Below are 15,638 nucleotides of genomic sequence, written 5' to 3'. Positions count from 1 at the left end.
CCGTCATTACTTCAGGTCGCTTTCCTTGATGTAGCCGGAGTCGACGACGATCTTCTGGTAGTTGGTCTTGTCGACGGCGACCGGCTCAAGGAGGTACGCCGGGACGACCTTGGACCCGTTGTCGTACGTCTCGGTGTCGTTGGTCTCGGGCTTCTTGCCGTTCAGCAGCGCGTCGACCATGCCCGAGGCCACCTTGGCGAGTTCGCGGGTGTCCTTGTAGACCGTCATCGCCTGCTCGTCCGCGATGATCGACTTCACCGAGGCGACCTCGGCGTCCTGGCCGCTGACGACCGGCAGCGGCTTGTCCTTGGAGCCGTAGCCGTCGGACTTCAGCGCGGAGAGGATGCCGATGGAGATGCCGTCGTACGGCGAGAGCACGGCGTCGACCTTGCCGCTCTTGTACGACTTGGTGAGGATGTCGTCCATGCGACGCTGGGCGGTGGCGCCGTCCCAGCGGAGCGTGGTGACCTTGGTCAGCTCGGTCTGGCCGGACTTGACGACGAGCTGCTTCTTGTCGATGTAGGGCTGCAGCACGTTCATCGCGCCCTGGAAGAAGTAGCGGGTGTTGTTGTCGTCGTTAGAGCCGGCGAAGAGCTCGATGTTGAACGGGCCCTTCTTGGAACCGTCCTTCAGGCCGAGCTTCTCGACGATGTAGTTGCCCTGGAGCTCGCCGACCTTCTCGTTGTCGAAGGAGGCGTAGTAGTCGACGTTCTCGGTGCCGAGGATCAGGCGGTCGTAGGAGATGACCGGGATGTTCGCGTCCTTGGCCTGCTGGAGCACGTTGTTCATCGACTTGTTGTCGATCGCCGCGACGATCAGCGCCTTCACGCCCTGCGTGATCATGTTCTCGATCTGCGAGACCTGCTTGGCGGGGTCGTCCTCGCCGAAGACCAGCTGGGTCTTGTAGCCCTTGGACTTGAGGTCCGCGACCACGTTGTCGCCGTCGGCGATCCAGCGCTCGGAGGACTTGGTCGGCATCGAGATGCCGATGGTGGCACCCTCGGTGCTGCCACCCTTCTCGTCGCTGCCGCCCTCACTGCTCTGGCCACAGGCGGACAGGGTGAGGGCGAGGGAGGCGGCGGAGGCTATCGCGGCGAGGGCGGCTCGGCGAGTACGCATGGATCATCATCCTTGATGTCTTGAAGACCTGGAACGGTCTGGCGGGGACGGCGCTTCATGAGCCGAAGGACGCCAGAGGGAGATGCGGGGGATTCTGTGTGACTGCGTCGTCTTCTGTGAAGACAGTTGTCCGGTTCGTTATCAGGGAGTTTCGAACCGCTTCAGCGCGCCCGGCAGACGTGAGCCGAGCGGTGCCATGTCCCCGTCAGCTCCATGCCGTGCGAGCAGGTCCAGGGCGAGCCGGCCGCGCCGCACCCGCTCCTTGGCGGTGGACAGGGTCAGATCGCGCATGTGGTTGCCGTAGGGGTAGATCCCGGGCGACTTCGACAGGCCGAACTTCAGGTACAGCGGGGCGCCGCGCCGGATCAGCTCGGCGACCTCGTACATCCTGATGTAACCGCCCAGATCGTCGGGGGCCTCGATGTACATGTCCATGGGGGCGGCGGAGACCCGGCGGATCTCGGTGAGGTGGTCCAGCGTCAGGTCGCTGGGCACGTTGATCGAGTCGCCGCCGAGGTTCTCGTACACGGCGTACGCCGTCGGGTTGACCGGACCGATCAGCGCCGACACCTTGAGTGTCGTGTCGGCCGGCAGGATCCCCGCGACCCGCGCCCGGTGCAGCGTCCACAGAACACCCTCGTCGGCGACGAGGAGGCACTTCACGCCCAGCTCGGTGGCGCGTACGGCGTCCTCGACGCACCCGGCGACCGCGTCGTGGCCCCGGGCGCGCAGCCCGCCGCCCTTGGAGTCGGTACGGGTGGAGCCGCCGATGTCCCAGGTGCCGCGCGGGCCGGTGAACAGGCAGAGCTCGATGTCGCGCTCGGCGGTCGCCTCCACCATCTCGGTGATCTCGGCGTCGGTGAGCATCCAGATACCGCTGCCCTGGCTGATCCGGTGGACCGGCACATCGAGCCGCGAGGACTCCTTGAGGACCACGGCGAGCGCCTCGGGGCCCTCCACGGAGGGAACCTCGGTGCGCCAGCGGCCACCGCCGGGGAAGGTGTGCGGAGAGGCGTCGGAGGGGTCGAGGGCGGGCGCCCCCAGGCCGAGTGCGGCGAGCGCCTGCTCGCCGGGTCGGCGCGGCGTCGGAGCGGTGGTGTCGGTCACAAGCTGTCCTTCATGTTCGATATTTCGGACGAGGGTCGCGGCTCTGGTCGTGCGGGGCTTTGGGTGTACGCCGGTACGAAGTCGTCAGGTACCCCGTACCGGCGTACGGCTCAGGGGTGGGTCATGGCCGGAGCAGGACCTTTCCGACCTTCGGATCGCCGGACCCCACCAACTCGATGGCCTGCGGGAACTCCTCCAGCGGCAGCTCGTGCGTGACCAGCGGCAGCGGGTCGAGGAGTCCCGCCCCGAAGACCCGCACGGTGTGTGCCCAGGCCTCCGGTGCCGCGCCGAACACGGTCTGCACCTCCAGTTGCCGTACGACGAGATCGGTCGGGTCGAGCCCGTCCGCGCCCGGCGCCGGAATGCCCGTCAGGATCAGCCGTCCACCGCGGCGCAGGAGGGCGGCGGCGGTGCGCGCCGCGTCCGCGGACCCGGCGGTCTCGATGACGACGTCGAAGTCGTCAGGCAGTTCCTCGTCCTTGGTGCGGAAGTCCGTGGCGCCGAACCGCTTCGACAGCTCGGCCCGGTCCGGACGCGTCCCCACGACGAGCAGCTCGGCAGGCGAGCCCGCCTTCAGGAACTGAACGGCGAACATCCCGAGCGTGCCCGTGCCCACCACGGCCACCCGCTCGCCCGGCACCGCGTTCGCCTTGAGCGCGGCGGCCGCGATGCACGCGGCCGGCTCCAGCAGCGCCGCAGCCGTCAGATTCGCGTCGTCCGGAAGAACGTGCAGCAGGCGGGCGGGAAGCGTGAGCGTGGTGGCCATGGCGCCCGGCTGGGTGAAGCCGGTCTCCTCGTAGCCCGCCGTGCACAGTGTGGTCTCGCCCGCGTGGCAGCGGTCGCAGACCTGGCAGTTCCGGAAGCCCTCGCCCACGACCTTGCGGCCCACAAGACTCGAGGGGACGCCGTCACCGACCGCCGCCACCGTCCCGGACCACTCGTGGCCCGGCGTGAGCGGATAGCGGACGTACCCCTCCGGCCGGTTGCCCTGGAAGACCTCGCGGTCGCTGCCGCAGATCCCCGAGGCGTGTACCCGGACCAGGGCCTCGCCCGCTTCCGGCTGCCGGGGCTCGTGCGGGACGAGCCGGTGCTCGCCCGGAGCCTCGATCACGACGGCGGTGCTCACTGGGTCCTCCCGATGCCGGGGTGGGTGTGGGTGCTCACTCGGTGCCCTTGGGCTTGCGCTGCTCCCAGCCATCGGCCCACAGGTCGAACCGGGCCTGCTGCTGCGGGAACTCCGCGGCGGCGTCGACGTCCAGCTCCACACCGAGACCGGGCTCGTGGGAGAGGTGGAAGCAGCCGTCCTCGGGGTTCACCTGGGGGGCGCCCTTGATGACCTTCTTGATCTCCGCGTCAGCGAAGTCGTTGAAGTGCTCAAGGATCTTGAAGTTGGGGGCGGTGAAGCCGACCTGGAGGGAGGCGGCGGTCAGCACGGGCCCGCCCACGTTGTGCGGCGCGACCAGCATGTAGTGCGTCTCGGCGGTGGCGGCCAGCTTACGGGTCTCCCAAATACCGCCGATGTGGCCGACGTCCGGCTGGATGATGTCCACGGCCTGGCTCTCGAAGAGCTCACGGAACTCGATGCGATCGTGAATGCGCTCACCCGTGGCGACCGGCATGTCGACCTTGGCGGCGACCTTCTCCAGCGCCTTCAGGTTCTCCGGCGGCACCGGCTCCTCCAGCCACGCGGGCTTGAAGGGCGCCAGCTCCTTGGCCAGGCGGACCGCCGTGGCGGGGGAGAACCGGCCGTGCATCTCCAGCATCAGCTCGGCGTCCGGGCCGATGGCGTCGCGCACGGCCTCGATCAGGGAGACCGCGTAGAGGCTCTGCTCGTGGTCCAGCTCGAAGTGGCCGGTCCCGAACGGGTCGATCTTGAGCGCCCGGTAACCGCGCTCCATGACCCCCTGGGCCGCCTTGTGGTACGCCTCGGGCGTCCGCTCGGTGGTGTACCAGCCGTTGGCGTACGCCTTGACCTTGTCGGTGACCTTGCCGCCGAGCAGCTGCCAGACCGGCACGCCGAGCGCCTTGCCCTTGATGTCCCAGCAGGCCATCTCGATCACGGCGATGCCGGACATCACGATCTCGCCGGCCCGGCCGTAGTCACCGTACTTCATGCGCTTGACGAGATCCTCGACAGCGAACGGGTCGGAGCCGAGAATGTGGTTGGTCTTCGCCTCGTGCAGATAGCCGAGCAGCGCGTCGGTGTGGCCCAGCATGCGGGTCTCGCCGACGCCGGTGAGTCCCTCGTCGGTGTGCACCTGGACGTAGGTCAGGTTCCGCCACGGCGTTCCGACTACGTGTGTGCTGATTCCCGTGATGCGCACGGTACTCCCTGTCCTCTTCGGTCTGTTCGAAATATCGGCACTCGTTCGAAATGCTGGTCGCGACAGTAGGGACGACCCGGTGCGAGTGTCAATGGGTCTACAAACAACGGTTTCGACGCGACACCGGAGACGACCGGCGAGGCGGATGCGACGGGGTGCGCCACGAGGGTCGCCGGGCTCTTCGAAGGTGTGCACATGCCTCTCGTGGTGGCCCTCGGAGCGCTCTTGACCAGGCAAAACACCAGCGACCCCACAACCCTCGCCGCTCGTCGCGTTATTCAACCGTGACGACTTCTCTGGCGCACCCCCCTTGACCGGCATGAATTGTTAGCGCTCACAATGACGTCCGCATTCACCAGTCGGCCACGAGTCGGCCCCGACGGCATCCAAGGAGGTATGAGCGTCGTGTCAGCAGTGCTCCAACTCGCCTTCCAGCCCAGTGCCGTTGGTCCTTCCGGAACTCCGGCGGCTCATTCCGGAGCTTCGACATGACGCCGCCGGCGCCGAACCATCGGCCCCCGGCACAGGTCTTATCAGCGGACGACGGCCAAGGAGGTGCGGCTGTGACTCACTCGCAGCTTCGGCCGCCCACCATGGCCGACGTGGCACGCCAGGCCGGCGTGTCCCACCAGACCGTGTCCCGCGTGCTGGGGGACCACCCCAACGTGCGGGACGAGACACGGGCCAAGGTGCTGCGGGCGATCGAGGAGATGGGCTACCGCCGTAACTTCTCCGCACGGGCCCTGGCGACCCGGCGTACCCGGACCCTGGGTGTGGTTGCCTCGAACACCACGCTCTATGGTCCAGCCAGTACGTTGTTCGCGCTGGAGGAGGCGGCACGTGCCGAGGGCTATCTGGTCTCGACGGTCAGTCTGCGCAGGCTGACGGTGGAGACGCTGTCCGAGGCCCTGGACCGCCTCAGCGAGGGCGGAGTGGAGGGGGTCATCGCCATCGCCCCGCAGCGGTCGGCGGTCGAGGCCCTCGCCGAACTCCGCCACCCGTTCCCGGTGGTGGCTGTGGGCACCGGCTCGGGCGCCGAGGTTCCCAGCGTCAACGTGGATCAGAATCTGGGAGCACGGCTGGCCACCGGCCATCTGCTCGCCGCAGGCCACCGCAGGGTCTGGCATCTCGCCGGACCCGAGGACTGGCAGGAGGCGGCGGACCGGGCCGACGGCTGGCGGGCGACCCTCGAAGAGGCGGACGTGGAACCACCTATGCTCCTGCGAGGGGACTGGAGCCCGCTGTCGGGCTACCGGGCCGGCCAGGAACTGGCGGGCTGGGTGGGACGCGGCCTGACCGCGGTCTTCGTGGCCAACGACCAGATGGCACTGGGGGTGTTGCGGGCGCTGCGTGAGGCGGGCGTGCGTACTCCCCAGGACGTGGCGGTGGCCGGCTTCGACGACATCCCGGAGTCGGAGTTCTTCGCCCCGCCGCTCACCACCGTCCGGCAGGACTTCGCGACGGTGGGCAAGCGGAGCATCGCTCTGCTGCTGGACCTGATCGAGGGCCGTACCCCCTCCGGTACGTCCCAGGTCTCGATCGAACCCCAACTTGTCGTCCGCGCAAGCACGTTCCCGTACCTGCCTCAATCGGGAGCCGCTCCCGGCTGACGACGCACCACCCGGTCGCCGTTCGTTCTTCGGGCCGAACGTGATCGTTATTTCGAACAATGATCGACAGGCTGGACGCAGTGCAGCCGGTCCCTATGAGTACCAAACGAGTACCAGCGGTCCACCCCGGGCCGGCTCTTCAAAGGAGAAGAACATGCTCAACAGACGGAACTTCCTCACTGCGGCGGTCGGTGTGGCGGCCACGGCCGGTCTGGCGGCCTGCGCCAAGGAGGACGGCAACTCCGGCGGGTCCTCCTCCGGTGGCGACAAGAAGATCACCCTCGGCTTCTCCCAGGTCGGTTCCGAGAGCGGCTGGCGCAGCGCCAACACCGACTCGGTGAAGTCGGCCGCCAAGGAGGCGGGCTTCAAGCTGCAGTTCTCCGACGCGCAGCAGAAGCAGGAGAACCAGATCTCCGCGATCCGCAGCTTCATCGCGCAGAAGGTGGACGTCATCGCCTTCTCGCCGGTGGTCGTCACCGGCTGGGACGCCGTGCTCAAGGAGGCCCAGGCGGCGAAGATCCCGGTCGTCCTGACCGACCGGTCCGTCGAGAGCGACGAGTCCCTGTTCGTCACCCTCGTCGGCTCCGACTTCACCGACGAGGGCCGCCGCGCCGCCAAGATCCTGGAGAAGGTCCTGGAGAAGGCCGGCCACAAGGGCAAGGTGAAGATCGCCCAGCTGGAGGGCACCACCGGTGCCGCCCCCGCGATCGAGCGCGCCAAGGGCTTCAAGGAGGTCATGGACGCGGAGCACAAGGACGACTGGGAGATCGTCGTCAGCCAGACCGGTGACTTCACCCGTGCCGGCGGCAAGCAGGTCATGGCGGCCTTCCTGCAGTCCAACCCGGACATCAACGTCCTCTACGCGCACAACGACGACATGGGCCTCGGCGCCATCCAGGCCATCGAGGCGGCCGGCAAGAAGCCCGGCAAGGACATCCTCATCGTCACGGTCGACGGCGTGAAGGACGGCTTCATCGCCATGTCCGAAGGCAAGATCAACGCGATCGTCGAGTGCAACCCGCTGCTCGGCCCCCAGCTGATGGACGTCGTGAAGAAGGTCCAAGCCGGCGAGAAGGTCGAGCGCTGGATCAAGACCGAGGAGAGCGACTTCATGCAGGACCAGGCCAAGGACGCGCTCCCCACCCGTAAGTACTGACCGACCGCACCCACCGGCAGGGAGCCTCCGGCCGACCGGCGACCATCCGGTCCGGGGAGGCTCCCTGCGGGCCTGAACCCATTTCAAGAGGAGCGCTGCCATGGCAGAGCCGCGGCCCGTCCTGGAGATGACGGGCATAGTCAAAGAGTTTCCGGGGGTACGGGCTCTGTCGGGCGTCGACTTCCGGCTCTTCCCCGGCGAGATACACGCCCTCATGGGCGAGAACGGAGCCGGGAAGTCCACCCTCATCAAGGTGCTGACCGGGGTCTACTCCCTGGACGGCGGCACCATCACCCTCGACGGCAAGGCCGTGCGGATCGGCAGCCCGCTGGAGGCACAGCACGCCGGCATCAGCACGGTCTACCAGGAGGTCAACCTCTGCCCCAACCTCTCGGTGGCGGAGAACATCTTCATCGGCCGTGAACCCACCCGCGCGGGCCGCATCCAGTGGAAGCAGATGCGCAAGCAGGCCGCGGAGATGGTCGACCGCCTCGGCCTCGACATCGACGTGACGGCGCCGCTGTCCTCGTACCCCCTGGCCGTGCAGCAACTGGTCGCGATCGTACGGTCGGTGGGCCACGGCGACAGCGACGGCCAGGGCTCCGGCACCAAGGTGCTCGTCCTGGACGAGCCCACCTCCAGCCTCGACCGCGACGAGGTCCTCGAACTGTTCCGCCTGATGCGGCGCCTGCGGGACGAGGGCGTCGCGATCCTCTTCGTGTCGCACTTCCTCGACCAGATCTACGAGATCTGCGACCGCATGACCGTGCTGCGCAACGGCACCCTGGTCGGCGAGCACATGGTGGCCGACCTCGACCAGGTCGGACTGATCGAGCTGATGATCGGCAAGGCCCTGGACCAGCTGGAGGAGCTCCACGAGCACCAGCTGCGCTCCGACGTCGGCGAGACCCTCGTCAAGGCCGAGGGCCTCGGCCGCACCGGCGGTATCGCCCCCTTCGACCTGGAGATCAAGAAGGGCGAGGTGCTCGGCCTCGCCGGACTGCTCGGCTCCGGCCGCACCGAACTGGCCCGGCTGCTGTTCGGCGCCGACCAGCCCGACAGCGGCAAGGTGACCGTCGCCGGCAAGCAGGTCTCGATGAGCGCACCCAACGACGCCATCGGCGCCGGTGTCGCGTTCTGCTCGGAGAACCGCAAGACCGAGGGCCTCGTCCCCGACCTCACGGTCCGCGAGAACATCATCCTCGCCCTCCAGGCGTCCCGCGGCTGGACCCGGCCCATCCCGGCCTCCCAGCGCGACGAACTCGTCGCCAAGTACATCAAGGCCCTCGACATCCGCCCCGCCAACCCCGAGGCCCGCGTCGGCCAGTTGAGCGGCGGCAACCAGCAGAAGGTGCTGCTCGCCCGCTGGCTGATCACCCAGCCGAAGCTGCTGATCCTCGACGAGCCGACCCGCGGCATCGACATCGGCGCCAAGGCCGAGATCCAGAAGCTCGTGGTCTCCCTCTCCGAGGACGGCATGTCCGTGCTGTACATCGCGGCCGAACTGGAGGAGGTGCTCCGGCTCAGCCACACCATCGGAGTGCTGCGCGACCGCAAGCTCGTGGCGCAGCTGACCAACGGGCCGGAGATCACCACCAGCAAGATCCTGGAGACCATCGCGAGCGGAGAGCACCAGTGAGTACCCCGGCAGTGACCACCCCCTCCCGCTGGCGAGCACTGACGCACCACCACCTGTTCTGGCCGGTCGCGGTCCTGATCGCCCTGCTGCTCGTCAACGTCCCCTTCACACCCGACTTCTTCGCGATCAGGATGACCGACGGCCACCTCTACGGCAGTCTTGTCTCGATCGTGCTGTTCGGCTCGCCGCTGATCCTGGTGGCGGTCGGCATGACCCTGGTCATCGCCACCGGCGGCATCGACCTCTCCGTCGGCGCCGTGGTCGCCATCACCGGCGCCCTGACGTGTTCGTACATCAGCGACCAGGCCGACCAGAACGCACTGTCCGCGGTGTTCCTCGCCATGGGCATCGGACTGGTCGCCGCCGTCGTCTGCGGCCTGTGGAACGGCTTCCTGGTCGCCCGGATGGGCATCCAGCCCATCATCGCGACCCTCATCATCATGGTCGCCGGACGCGGTGTCGCCCAGCTGATCACCGACGGCCAGATCATCACCATCAACAGCGAGCCGTACAAGCTGATCGGTGGCGGCTACTGGCTGACCCTGCCCTTCTCCATCTTCGTCGTCGCCGCCGTCGTGGCCGTCACCGTGGCCCTGACCCGCCGTACGGCGCTCGGCCTGCTCGTCGAGTCGGTCGGCGGCAACGCCGAGGCCAGCCGCCTGGTCGGCATCCGCTCCCGGCGCATCAAGATCATGGTGTACATGTTCTGTGCCCTGTGCGCGGGCATCGCCGGCCTGATGATCAGCTCCAACACCTCGGCCGCGGACGGCAACAACGCCGGCCTGTGGATCGAGCTGGACGCGATCCTCGCGGTCGTCATCGGCGGCACCTCGCTGCTCGGCGGCCGGTTCTCCATCGGCGGCACCGTGATCGGCGCCCTCGTCATCCAGACCCTGACCACCACGATCTACACCATCGGCGTGCCCACCCAGACCAACCTGGTCTTCAAGGCCGCCGTCGTCATCGTCGTCTGCCTGCTGCAGTCCCCGAAGTTCCGGGCCAAGGTCTTCGGCGCCAAGGGCGCCCGGACCACCGCCCCGGCGGAGCCCGCCACCCCGGCCGACGCCGCCCCGAAGATGGAGGTGTCGCGATGAGCGCGACCACCAAGACCCGTACGGCGGCGGAAGGCCGTACGGCGTCCAAGCCGGCCCAGGCGTCCGCGGCCGCGCGTCTGCTCGGCGACCGGCGGCTGCCCGTCCTGGTCACGGCCGGCCTGTTCCTCGCGATGTACATCGGCGGTCTCAGCCGCTACCAGAACTACGGTTTCGGCGAACCGCAGGTCTTCCTCAACCTGTTCATCGACAACAGCTATCTGCTGGTCGCCGCCGTCGGCGCCACCTTCGTCATCATGTCCGGCGGCATCGACCTGTCCGTCGGCTCGCTGATCGGCTTCACCACCATGTTCACGGCGTGGCTGGTGGAGCGTCAGGGCCTGCCGCTGATGCTGGTCATCCCGCTCGCCCTGGGCGTGGGCGCGTTCGGCGGCTTCCTCATGGGCTATGTGATCCACAACTTCGAGATCCAGCCGTTCATCGTGACCCTCGCCGGCCTCTTCCTCTTCCGGGGCCTGTGCCTGGTCATCAGCAAGGAGTCCATCTCCATCAGCGACTCCACGGTGAGCAGCATGGCCCAGACCCGGGTGTCGCTCGGACTGGGGGAGTTGTCGATCGGCGCCATCGTCGCCCTGGTCGTCCTCGCCGCCGCCTTCTACATACTCCACTACACGCGCTTCGGCCGCCGGGTGTACGCGATCGGCGGCAACGAGCAGTCGGCGCTGCTGATGGGGCTTCCGCTGGGCGGCACGAAGATCGCCGTGTACACGGTGAGCGGCTTCTGCTCGGCGCTGGCCGGCCTGCTGTTCATGCTGTACATCCAGTCCGGTGACCCGCTGCACGCCGTCGGCATGGAGCTCGACGCGATCGCCGCGGTCGTCATCGGCGGCACGCTGCTGACGGGCGGCTCCGGTTACGTCCTGGGCACCCTGTTCGGCGTCCTCGTGCTGGGCCTGATCAAGAGCATCATCCAGTTCGAGGGCACGCTCAGCTCCTGGTGGACGAAGATCGCCACGGGTGTGTTGCTGTGCGCGTTCATCCTGATCCAGCGGGCGATGACGGCGCGTAAGCAGACATAAGCCGCCGGGGCGCTGTAGGCCGACGTGGCCCGTCGCACGTACGCCGTGCGCCGGGCCACGTGGCGTTTCACGGGCCCGGCGCGGAGGATCGCGCCGAATGGTCGGGCTTGACCTCGACCGAGCAAACAGGAAAGGCCAGTTCCGCACAGAACCTTCACGGCAGCCTCTAGGAACGGCCCGTGTCGGTTCCCTAGTCTTCCCGCGTCATGGACTATTGCCACCCGTGCCGAAGGCACCTCAACGGCGCCCTCGCCTGCCCGGGGTGCGGCACCTCAGTCGAAGAGCTCCCCGCGTACGCGGACGAGGCCGAGGAGCGCCCCGACGGCGCCGAGGACACCTCCGCCACGCCCGAGGGCGAGCCCGGCCCACGTTCGAGCCGCCGGGCCGGTCGGGAGCGCGACGGGAGCGCGGGGACGCGTTCCAGCCGCCGCGACCGCAAGGCGGCGGCCCACCGGCGCCGCCGTAAGCGCGTGCTGCTGATCGGCAGCGGCCTGCTGCTGGCCGCCGGCGCGCTGAGCCTCGCCGAACTGGGCATAGAGTCCCCCGGCTCCGGCTCGAACACCACGGTGGCGGACGAGGAGTCCGCGGGCGGCGCCTCGGTCTCTCCCGACGGCGGGGCGGACGAGCAGAACGGCACGACCGGAGACTCGGGCCAGGGCGCCTCCCCGTCCGCGACCCCCTCCGACTCGGTCTCCCCCTCCGCCTCCGAGTCGGAGAAGGCCGACAAGGACAAGTCCGACAAGGACGAGAAGGAGCGCGAGTCGGAGTCCGCCACGTCAGGCACCCGCCCCGACGCCACCAGCTCGGCCCCGGCCGCCACCTCGGCCCCCGACCCCACGGCCGAGCCCACCAAGGACGCCCCCACGGCCGACGACCCGACCCCGGAGCCGTCGCCTTCGGAGACGTGCGAGAAGATCCTGTGGTGGTGCGCGTAGTAACTGGGGATCAGCCCAGGAACTCCGCGACGGTCGCCCTGAACCGCCCGGCGTCGTCCATCCACGGATGGTGCGAGGCCCCGGCCTGAACGACGAGCCGGGCATCGGGGAACAGCCCGGCGTACTCACTCATCGCGCGCGGCGGCGAGTTGAGATCGACCTCCCCGGCGACTACGAGGACGGGGGCCCCGAAGCGGGCGAGGGCGGCCCGGCTGCCCTCCGGGTCGAAGGCCCCGTCGGCCCCGAAGGCGCCCGCGGCCTCCTGGTTCTTCTGCGCGGCGTCGGCGGCGTGCAGCTCCTGGGCCGCGGAGTCCCAACGCCCGTGGAAGAACGGCGCGATGGCCTCCCAGTGCCCGGCCTCCGCCCGCCCCGCCACGACCTCCTCCAACGCCGCGAACGCCTCCCCGAACCACGCCTCACCGTCCCGCGCCCGCGCGACCCCGAGCCGGTCCTCGACGCCGACCGCGATCCCGACACCGATGGGGCTGGGCGTGACCAGCACGAGCCGCCCGACGCGCTCCGGGTGGCGGGCGACGTACGCCACGGCGAGATTCGCCCCGGCGCAGTGGGCGAGCAGGTCGATCCGCTCCAGCCCGAGATGCTCCCGCAGAGCCTCGACGTCGTCGACCTGCCGATCGCAACGGTAGGACACGGTGTCCTCCGGTACGGCGGAAGCCCCCGTACCCCTGAGATCGAGCATGATCAGCCGCCGACGCGCGGACAGCCCCCCGAGGTCGCCGAGATAGGCGGAGGCACGCATCGGCCCACCGGGAAGACAGACGAGGGGTGGCCCGTCACCGAGGGCGTGGTAGGCGAGCGAAGTGCGGTCGGCTGCGAGGAAGTCGGTCATGGAGGCGACCCTCACACTCCGCCCGGGAACGGGCAACAGAGATTCCCTTGCCCTCCTCGCCCCGCCCCCGGGTACGTTCGGCCCATGAATCACGTCCCCGCACCCGCCCCGCTGCCCCGATGAACGACTGGTGGACCCAGCTGGACGACCGCACCCGCCAGGAGGCCGACGCGCACGTCCTGGACGACCGTCACCTGCTGGCGGTCAAGATCGTGTGGGAGGCCCTGCGTCCCCTGGGCCTGGACCTGTGTGAGGCGCAGAAGATCGTCCATACCCGCTACGAGGCCCTGGTCGACCGAGTCCGACACACCCCACCCGACCCCCTCGACGTTCCCTCCCTCACAGCCCGCGCCGCCGCCCACCCGGGCCGAGTCGCCGCGATAGAGGCCCTCTGGGACGGCGACACGGTCCATGGCTGGTTCGTCGACCTGGTAGCGGTCCTGGAGGACCCGGAAGGAGAAGCCCGCCTGGCCACCGTCCACCACCGCCCCGAGGGCCCTTCACCGGCCACGGCCGCCACAGAGGCCGGGCAAGCCTTGGCCGATCACCTCGGCGTACCGTTCCACTTCGCCTCTCCAGCCGTACCGGACGACGAGGCCCCGCGCTGGCGAACAGGGCAGCGCCCCTCCGAAGATGCATGACCGGACCATGAAACCGAGCGCGGTCGACGCCGATGGCTCCCCTCTCGACCAGGAACCGCCCGAGCACCGGCGCTACGCCCGCCACCTGCGGGCCCTGGCCGACATCCCGGAGCGGGAGGAGGCCGACCTGGTGGCCGCCGTGCTGTGCGACGAGGACCCGCAGATGGCGCAGAGCGCGGTGGTCCACCACCTCGACCGCCGCGCCGAACAGCTGCTGACCGACGCCCGGTTCCCGTCCTGGGCCGAGGCCATGACGCCCGTGATCGACGGCCGGGACTTCCTCACCCGGCGCCTGCGCGAGTGGACGCTCCTGCGGGCGATCGCCCTGCACGAGCCATGGACCGCCGACGAACTCATCACGGCATCCGACTGGCTTCAGCGCACCGCCGCGGACGCGCGGATCGGCACGTCACCCGCTGCCCTGAGCCTGCTGGCCGAACGAGGGCGCACGCGCCGCGTCCGTAACGCGGCCGGGCGCCGAACGAGACAACCGGACGAACCACTGAGCTGACGCCGCAGCCGCCCCCGGTCACTTCCCGAGCATCCGCCGCAACAGATCCCGCAACGACTCCCGCTCCTGCGTGGACAACCCCGCCAGCGGCTCCCGGGCGAAGTCGAGGGACTCGCGGAGGCTGCGGGCCACGCGGCGTCCCTCCGCCGTCGCGGCGGCCAGTTTCACGCGGCGGTCCTTGGGGTCCGGGCGGCGTTCGACCAGGCCCCGGCTCTCCAGGCGGTCCACGATGCCCGTCACGTTCGACGGCTCGCAGCGGAGTTTCTGGGCGAGGCGGCGCATGGGGAGGGGTTCCAGGGAGAGGAGGCCGAGGAGGCGGGCCTGGGCGCCGGTGAGGGCGTGGCCGGCGGCGGCGTCCTCGTACTCCTCGTGGTAGCGGGCCACGACCGTGCCGATGAGTTCGATGACCTCCAGGGTCAGCGGATCGATGCGGGTGGTCGTCTTCTGTGTGGCCATGGACTCCAGCGTACCCCTTTATTTGACAACATGAAATATTCAGGAGCATGGTTGTTTCAGGTACTGAACTAATTGGGAAAGGCTCCGTCATGATCAACCGCGAATGGCACCTGCTCAGCCGCCCCGTCGGCTGGCCCAAGGACGAGGACTTCGCCCTGGTCGAGGCGGAGGTCCGGCAGCCTGCAGAGGGCCAGGTCCTGGTGCGGAACAAGTACCTGTCCGTGGACCCGTACATGCGCGGCCGCATGAGCGACGCCAAGTCGTACGTCGCGCCCTACGAGCTGGGCAAGGTCATGCAGGGCGGTGCCGTGGGCGAGGTCGTCGCCTCCGAGGCCGAGGGCATCGCCGTCGGCGACCACGTGCTGCACATCGGCGGCTGGCGCGAGTACGCCACCTTCGACGCCGCGCAGGCCGTCAAGGTCGACCCGGACGCCGCGCCGCTCTCCACCTACCTCGGCGTCCTCGGCATGACCGGTCTCACCGCCTACGCGGGCCTGCTGCGGGTCGGCGCCTTCAAGGAGGGCGACGCGGTGTTCGTCTCCGGCGCGGCCGGGGCCGTCGGCAGCCAGGTCGGCCAGATCGCCAAGCAGAAGGGCGCCTCGCGGGTCATCGGCTCCGCCGGGTCCGACGACAAGGTCAAGCTCCTCGTCGAGGAGTACGGCTTCGACGCCGCCTTCAACTACAAGAACGGCCCGGTCCGGGAGCAGCTCAAGGAGGCCGCCCCGGACGGCATCGACGTCTACTTCGACAACGTGGGCGGCGAGCACCTGGAGGCCGCGATAGGCGCGCTCAACCTGCGCGGCCGGGCCGTGATCTGCGGCATGATCTCCCAGTACAACGCGACCGAGTCGACCCCCGGCCCCCGCAACATGGTCAAGATCCTCCAGAACCGGCTCCGCGTCGAGGGCGTCCTCGTCGGCGACCACTACGACCTCCAGCCCGAGTTCGTCCGGGAAGTCGGCCCGTGGGTCGCCTCCGGCGCCCTCAAGTACCGCGAGACCGTCGTCGAGGGCATCGAGAACAACCTGGAGGCCTTCCTCGGCGTCCTCCGCGGCGACAACACCGGCAAGATGATCGTCAAGCTCTGAGCCCGACCCGTGACGGACGCCGGCTCATGGTCGTTGCACACGGCGGAGTCCGCACCCCTGGACGTGGGGTG

15 protein-coding genes are annotated in these 15,638 nt (G+C 69.0%); 9 read left to right on the top strand and 6 right to left on the bottom strand.

Annotation, left to right across the window (positions count from 1 at the left end; translation table 11 throughout):
* Positions 1-6 precede the first annotated feature (6 nt).
* The 4 genes from chvE to CES90_RS17720 all read right to left on the bottom strand — a co-directional run bounded on the left by chvE (position 7) and on the right by CES90_RS17720 (position 4,550).
* The gene (chvE, locus tag CES90_RS17735; protein ID WP_189781176.1) at positions 7-1,119 is read right to left on the bottom strand and encodes a multiple monosaccharide ABC transporter substrate-binding protein; all 1,113 of its coding nucleotides are present in this window, start codon (positions 1,117-1,119) and stop codon (positions 7-9) included.
* Between the two features lie 141 nt (positions 1,120-1,260).
* Positions 1,261-2,226, bottom strand: a complete 966-nt coding sequence (locus tag CES90_RS17730) for a glycosyltransferase family protein (RefSeq protein ID WP_189781175.1) — start codon at positions 2,224-2,226, stop codon at positions 1,261-1,263.
* Positions 2,227-2,347: 121 nt separating this feature from the next.
* Complete coding sequence (locus CES90_RS17725) at positions 2,348-3,352, bottom strand: zinc-dependent alcohol dehydrogenase (protein ID WP_189781174.1); 1,005 nt, start codon at positions 3,350-3,352, stop codon at positions 2,348-2,350.
* A gap of 34 nt (positions 3,353-3,386) precedes the next feature.
* Complete coding sequence (locus CES90_RS17720) at positions 3,387-4,550, bottom strand: mandelate racemase/muconate lactonizing enzyme family protein (protein WP_189781173.1); 1,164 nt, start codon at positions 4,548-4,550, stop codon at positions 3,387-3,389.
* Positions 4,551-5,113: 563 nt separating this feature from the next.
* On the opposite strand from CES90_RS17720, the gene CES90_RS17715 reads away from it, so the two are divergent.
* The 6 genes from CES90_RS17715 to CES90_RS17690 all read left to right on the top strand — a co-directional run bounded on the left by CES90_RS17715 (position 5,114) and on the right by CES90_RS17690 (position 12,021).
* Positions 5,114-6,160 (top strand): LacI family DNA-binding transcriptional regulator, encoded by a 1,047-nt coding sequence (locus CES90_RS17715; RefSeq protein WP_189781172.1) that lies wholly within the window; start codon positions 5,114-5,116, stop codon positions 6,158-6,160.
* 154 nt (positions 6,161-6,314) lie between these two features.
* The gene (locus CES90_RS17710) at positions 6,315-7,316 is read left to right on the top strand and encodes an ABC transporter substrate-binding protein (RefSeq protein ID WP_189781171.1); all 1,002 of its coding nucleotides are present in this window, start codon (positions 6,315-6,317) and stop codon (positions 7,314-7,316) included.
* A 100-nt stretch (positions 7,317-7,416) separates the two neighbouring features.
* Positions 7,417-8,955 carry a sugar ABC transporter ATP-binding protein gene (locus CES90_RS17705; protein ID WP_189781170.1) on the top strand — a complete coding sequence of 513 codons (1,539 nt, stop codon included), beginning with the start codon at positions 7,417-7,419 and terminating at the stop codon, positions 8,953-8,955.
* Positions 8,952-10,049, top strand: coding sequence for an ABC transporter permease (locus CES90_RS17700; RefSeq protein ID WP_229913616.1), 1,098 nt, complete (start codon positions 8,952-8,954; stop codon positions 10,047-10,049). The genes CES90_RS17705 and CES90_RS17700 overlap by 4 nt, the downstream gene beginning before the upstream one ends.
* Positions 10,046-11,086, top strand: coding sequence for a galactofuranose ABC transporter, permease protein YjfF (yjfF, locus tag CES90_RS17695; RefSeq protein ID WP_189781169.1), 1,041 nt, complete (start codon positions 10,046-10,048; stop codon positions 11,084-11,086). The genes CES90_RS17700 and yjfF overlap by 4 nt, the downstream gene beginning before the upstream one ends.
* Before the next feature lie 206 nt (positions 11,087-11,292).
* Complete coding sequence (locus CES90_RS17690) at positions 11,293-12,021, top strand: SCO2400 family protein (protein WP_189781168.1); 729 nt, start codon at positions 11,293-11,295, stop codon at positions 12,019-12,021.
* Positions 12,022-12,031: 10 nt separating this feature from the next.
* On the opposite strand, the gene CES90_RS17685 is transcribed toward CES90_RS17690, so the two are convergent.
* Positions 12,032-12,871, bottom strand: a complete 840-nt coding sequence (locus CES90_RS17685; protein ID WP_189781167.1) for an alpha/beta fold hydrolase — start codon at positions 12,869-12,871, stop codon at positions 12,032-12,034.
* A 119-nt stretch (positions 12,872-12,990) separates the two neighbouring features.
* Between CES90_RS17685 and CES90_RS17680 the strand changes: the two genes are divergently transcribed.
* Positions 12,991-13,512, top strand: a complete 522-nt coding sequence (locus CES90_RS17680) for a hypothetical protein (protein ID WP_189781166.1) — start codon at positions 12,991-12,993, stop codon at positions 13,510-13,512.
* A gap of 7 nt (positions 13,513-13,519) precedes the next feature.
* Positions 13,520-14,023, top strand: a complete 504-nt coding sequence (locus tag CES90_RS17675; RefSeq protein WP_189781165.1) for a hypothetical protein — start codon at positions 13,520-13,522, stop codon at positions 14,021-14,023.
* An 18-nt stretch (positions 14,024-14,041) separates the two neighbouring features.
* On the opposite strand, the gene CES90_RS17670 is transcribed toward CES90_RS17675, so the two are convergent.
* Positions 14,042-14,479, bottom strand: coding sequence for a MarR family winged helix-turn-helix transcriptional regulator (locus tag CES90_RS17670; protein ID WP_189781164.1), 438 nt, complete (start codon positions 14,477-14,479; stop codon positions 14,042-14,044).
* Between the two features lie 89 nt (positions 14,480-14,568).
* Between CES90_RS17670 and CES90_RS17665 the strand changes: the two genes are divergently transcribed.
* Positions 14,569-15,567, top strand: a complete 999-nt coding sequence (locus CES90_RS17665; protein WP_189781163.1) for an NADP-dependent oxidoreductase — start codon at positions 14,569-14,571, stop codon at positions 15,565-15,567.
* Positions 15,568-15,638 lie beyond the last annotated feature (71 nt).

Source organism: Streptomyces capitiformicae, assembly GCF_002214185.1.
In the GTDB taxonomy this organism is placed as follows: domain Bacteria; phylum Actinomycetota; class Actinomycetes; order Streptomycetales; family Streptomycetaceae; genus Streptomyces; species Streptomyces capitiformicae.
The sequence above is the reverse complement of the archived record's forward strand: the minus strand, read 5'-3'. Positions and strand labels throughout refer to the sequence as shown.

Excerpts from the sequence above, each read along its gene's own strand:
- CES90_RS17665 (WP_189781163.1), top strand. The coding sequence starts at position 14,569 with ATGATCAACCGCGAATGGCACCTGCTCAGCCGCCCCGTCGGCTGGCCC.
- CES90_RS17690 (WP_189781168.1), top strand. The coding sequence starts at position 11,293 with ATGGACTATTGCCACCCGTGCCGAAGGCACCTCAACGGCGCCCTCGCC.
- CES90_RS17670 (WP_189781164.1), bottom strand. The coding sequence starts at position 14,479 with ATGGCCACACAGAAGACGACCACCCGCATCGATCCGCTGACCCTGGAG.
- chvE (WP_189781176.1), bottom strand. The coding sequence starts at position 1,119 with ATGCGTACTCGCCGAGCCGCCCTCGCCGCGATAGCCTCCGCCGCCTCC.
- CES90_RS17705 (WP_189781170.1), top strand. The coding sequence starts at position 7,417 with ATGGCAGAGCCGCGGCCCGTCCTGGAGATGACGGGCATAGTCAAAGAG.
- CES90_RS17675 (WP_189781165.1), top strand. The coding sequence starts at position 13,520 with ATGAAACCGAGCGCGGTCGACGCCGATGGCTCCCCTCTCGACCAGGAA.
- CES90_RS17710 (WP_189781171.1), top strand. The coding sequence starts at position 6,315 with ATGCTCAACAGACGGAACTTCCTCACTGCGGCGGTCGGTGTGGCGGCC.
- CES90_RS17685 (WP_189781167.1), bottom strand. The coding sequence starts at position 12,871 with ATGACCGACTTCCTCGCAGCCGACCGCACTTCGCTCGCCTACCACGCC.
- CES90_RS17680 (WP_189781166.1), top strand. The coding sequence starts at position 12,991 with ATGAACGACTGGTGGACCCAGCTGGACGACCGCACCCGCCAGGAGGCC.
- yjfF (WP_189781169.1), top strand. The coding sequence starts at position 10,046 with ATGAGCGCGACCACCAAGACCCGTACGGCGGCGGAAGGCCGTACGGCG.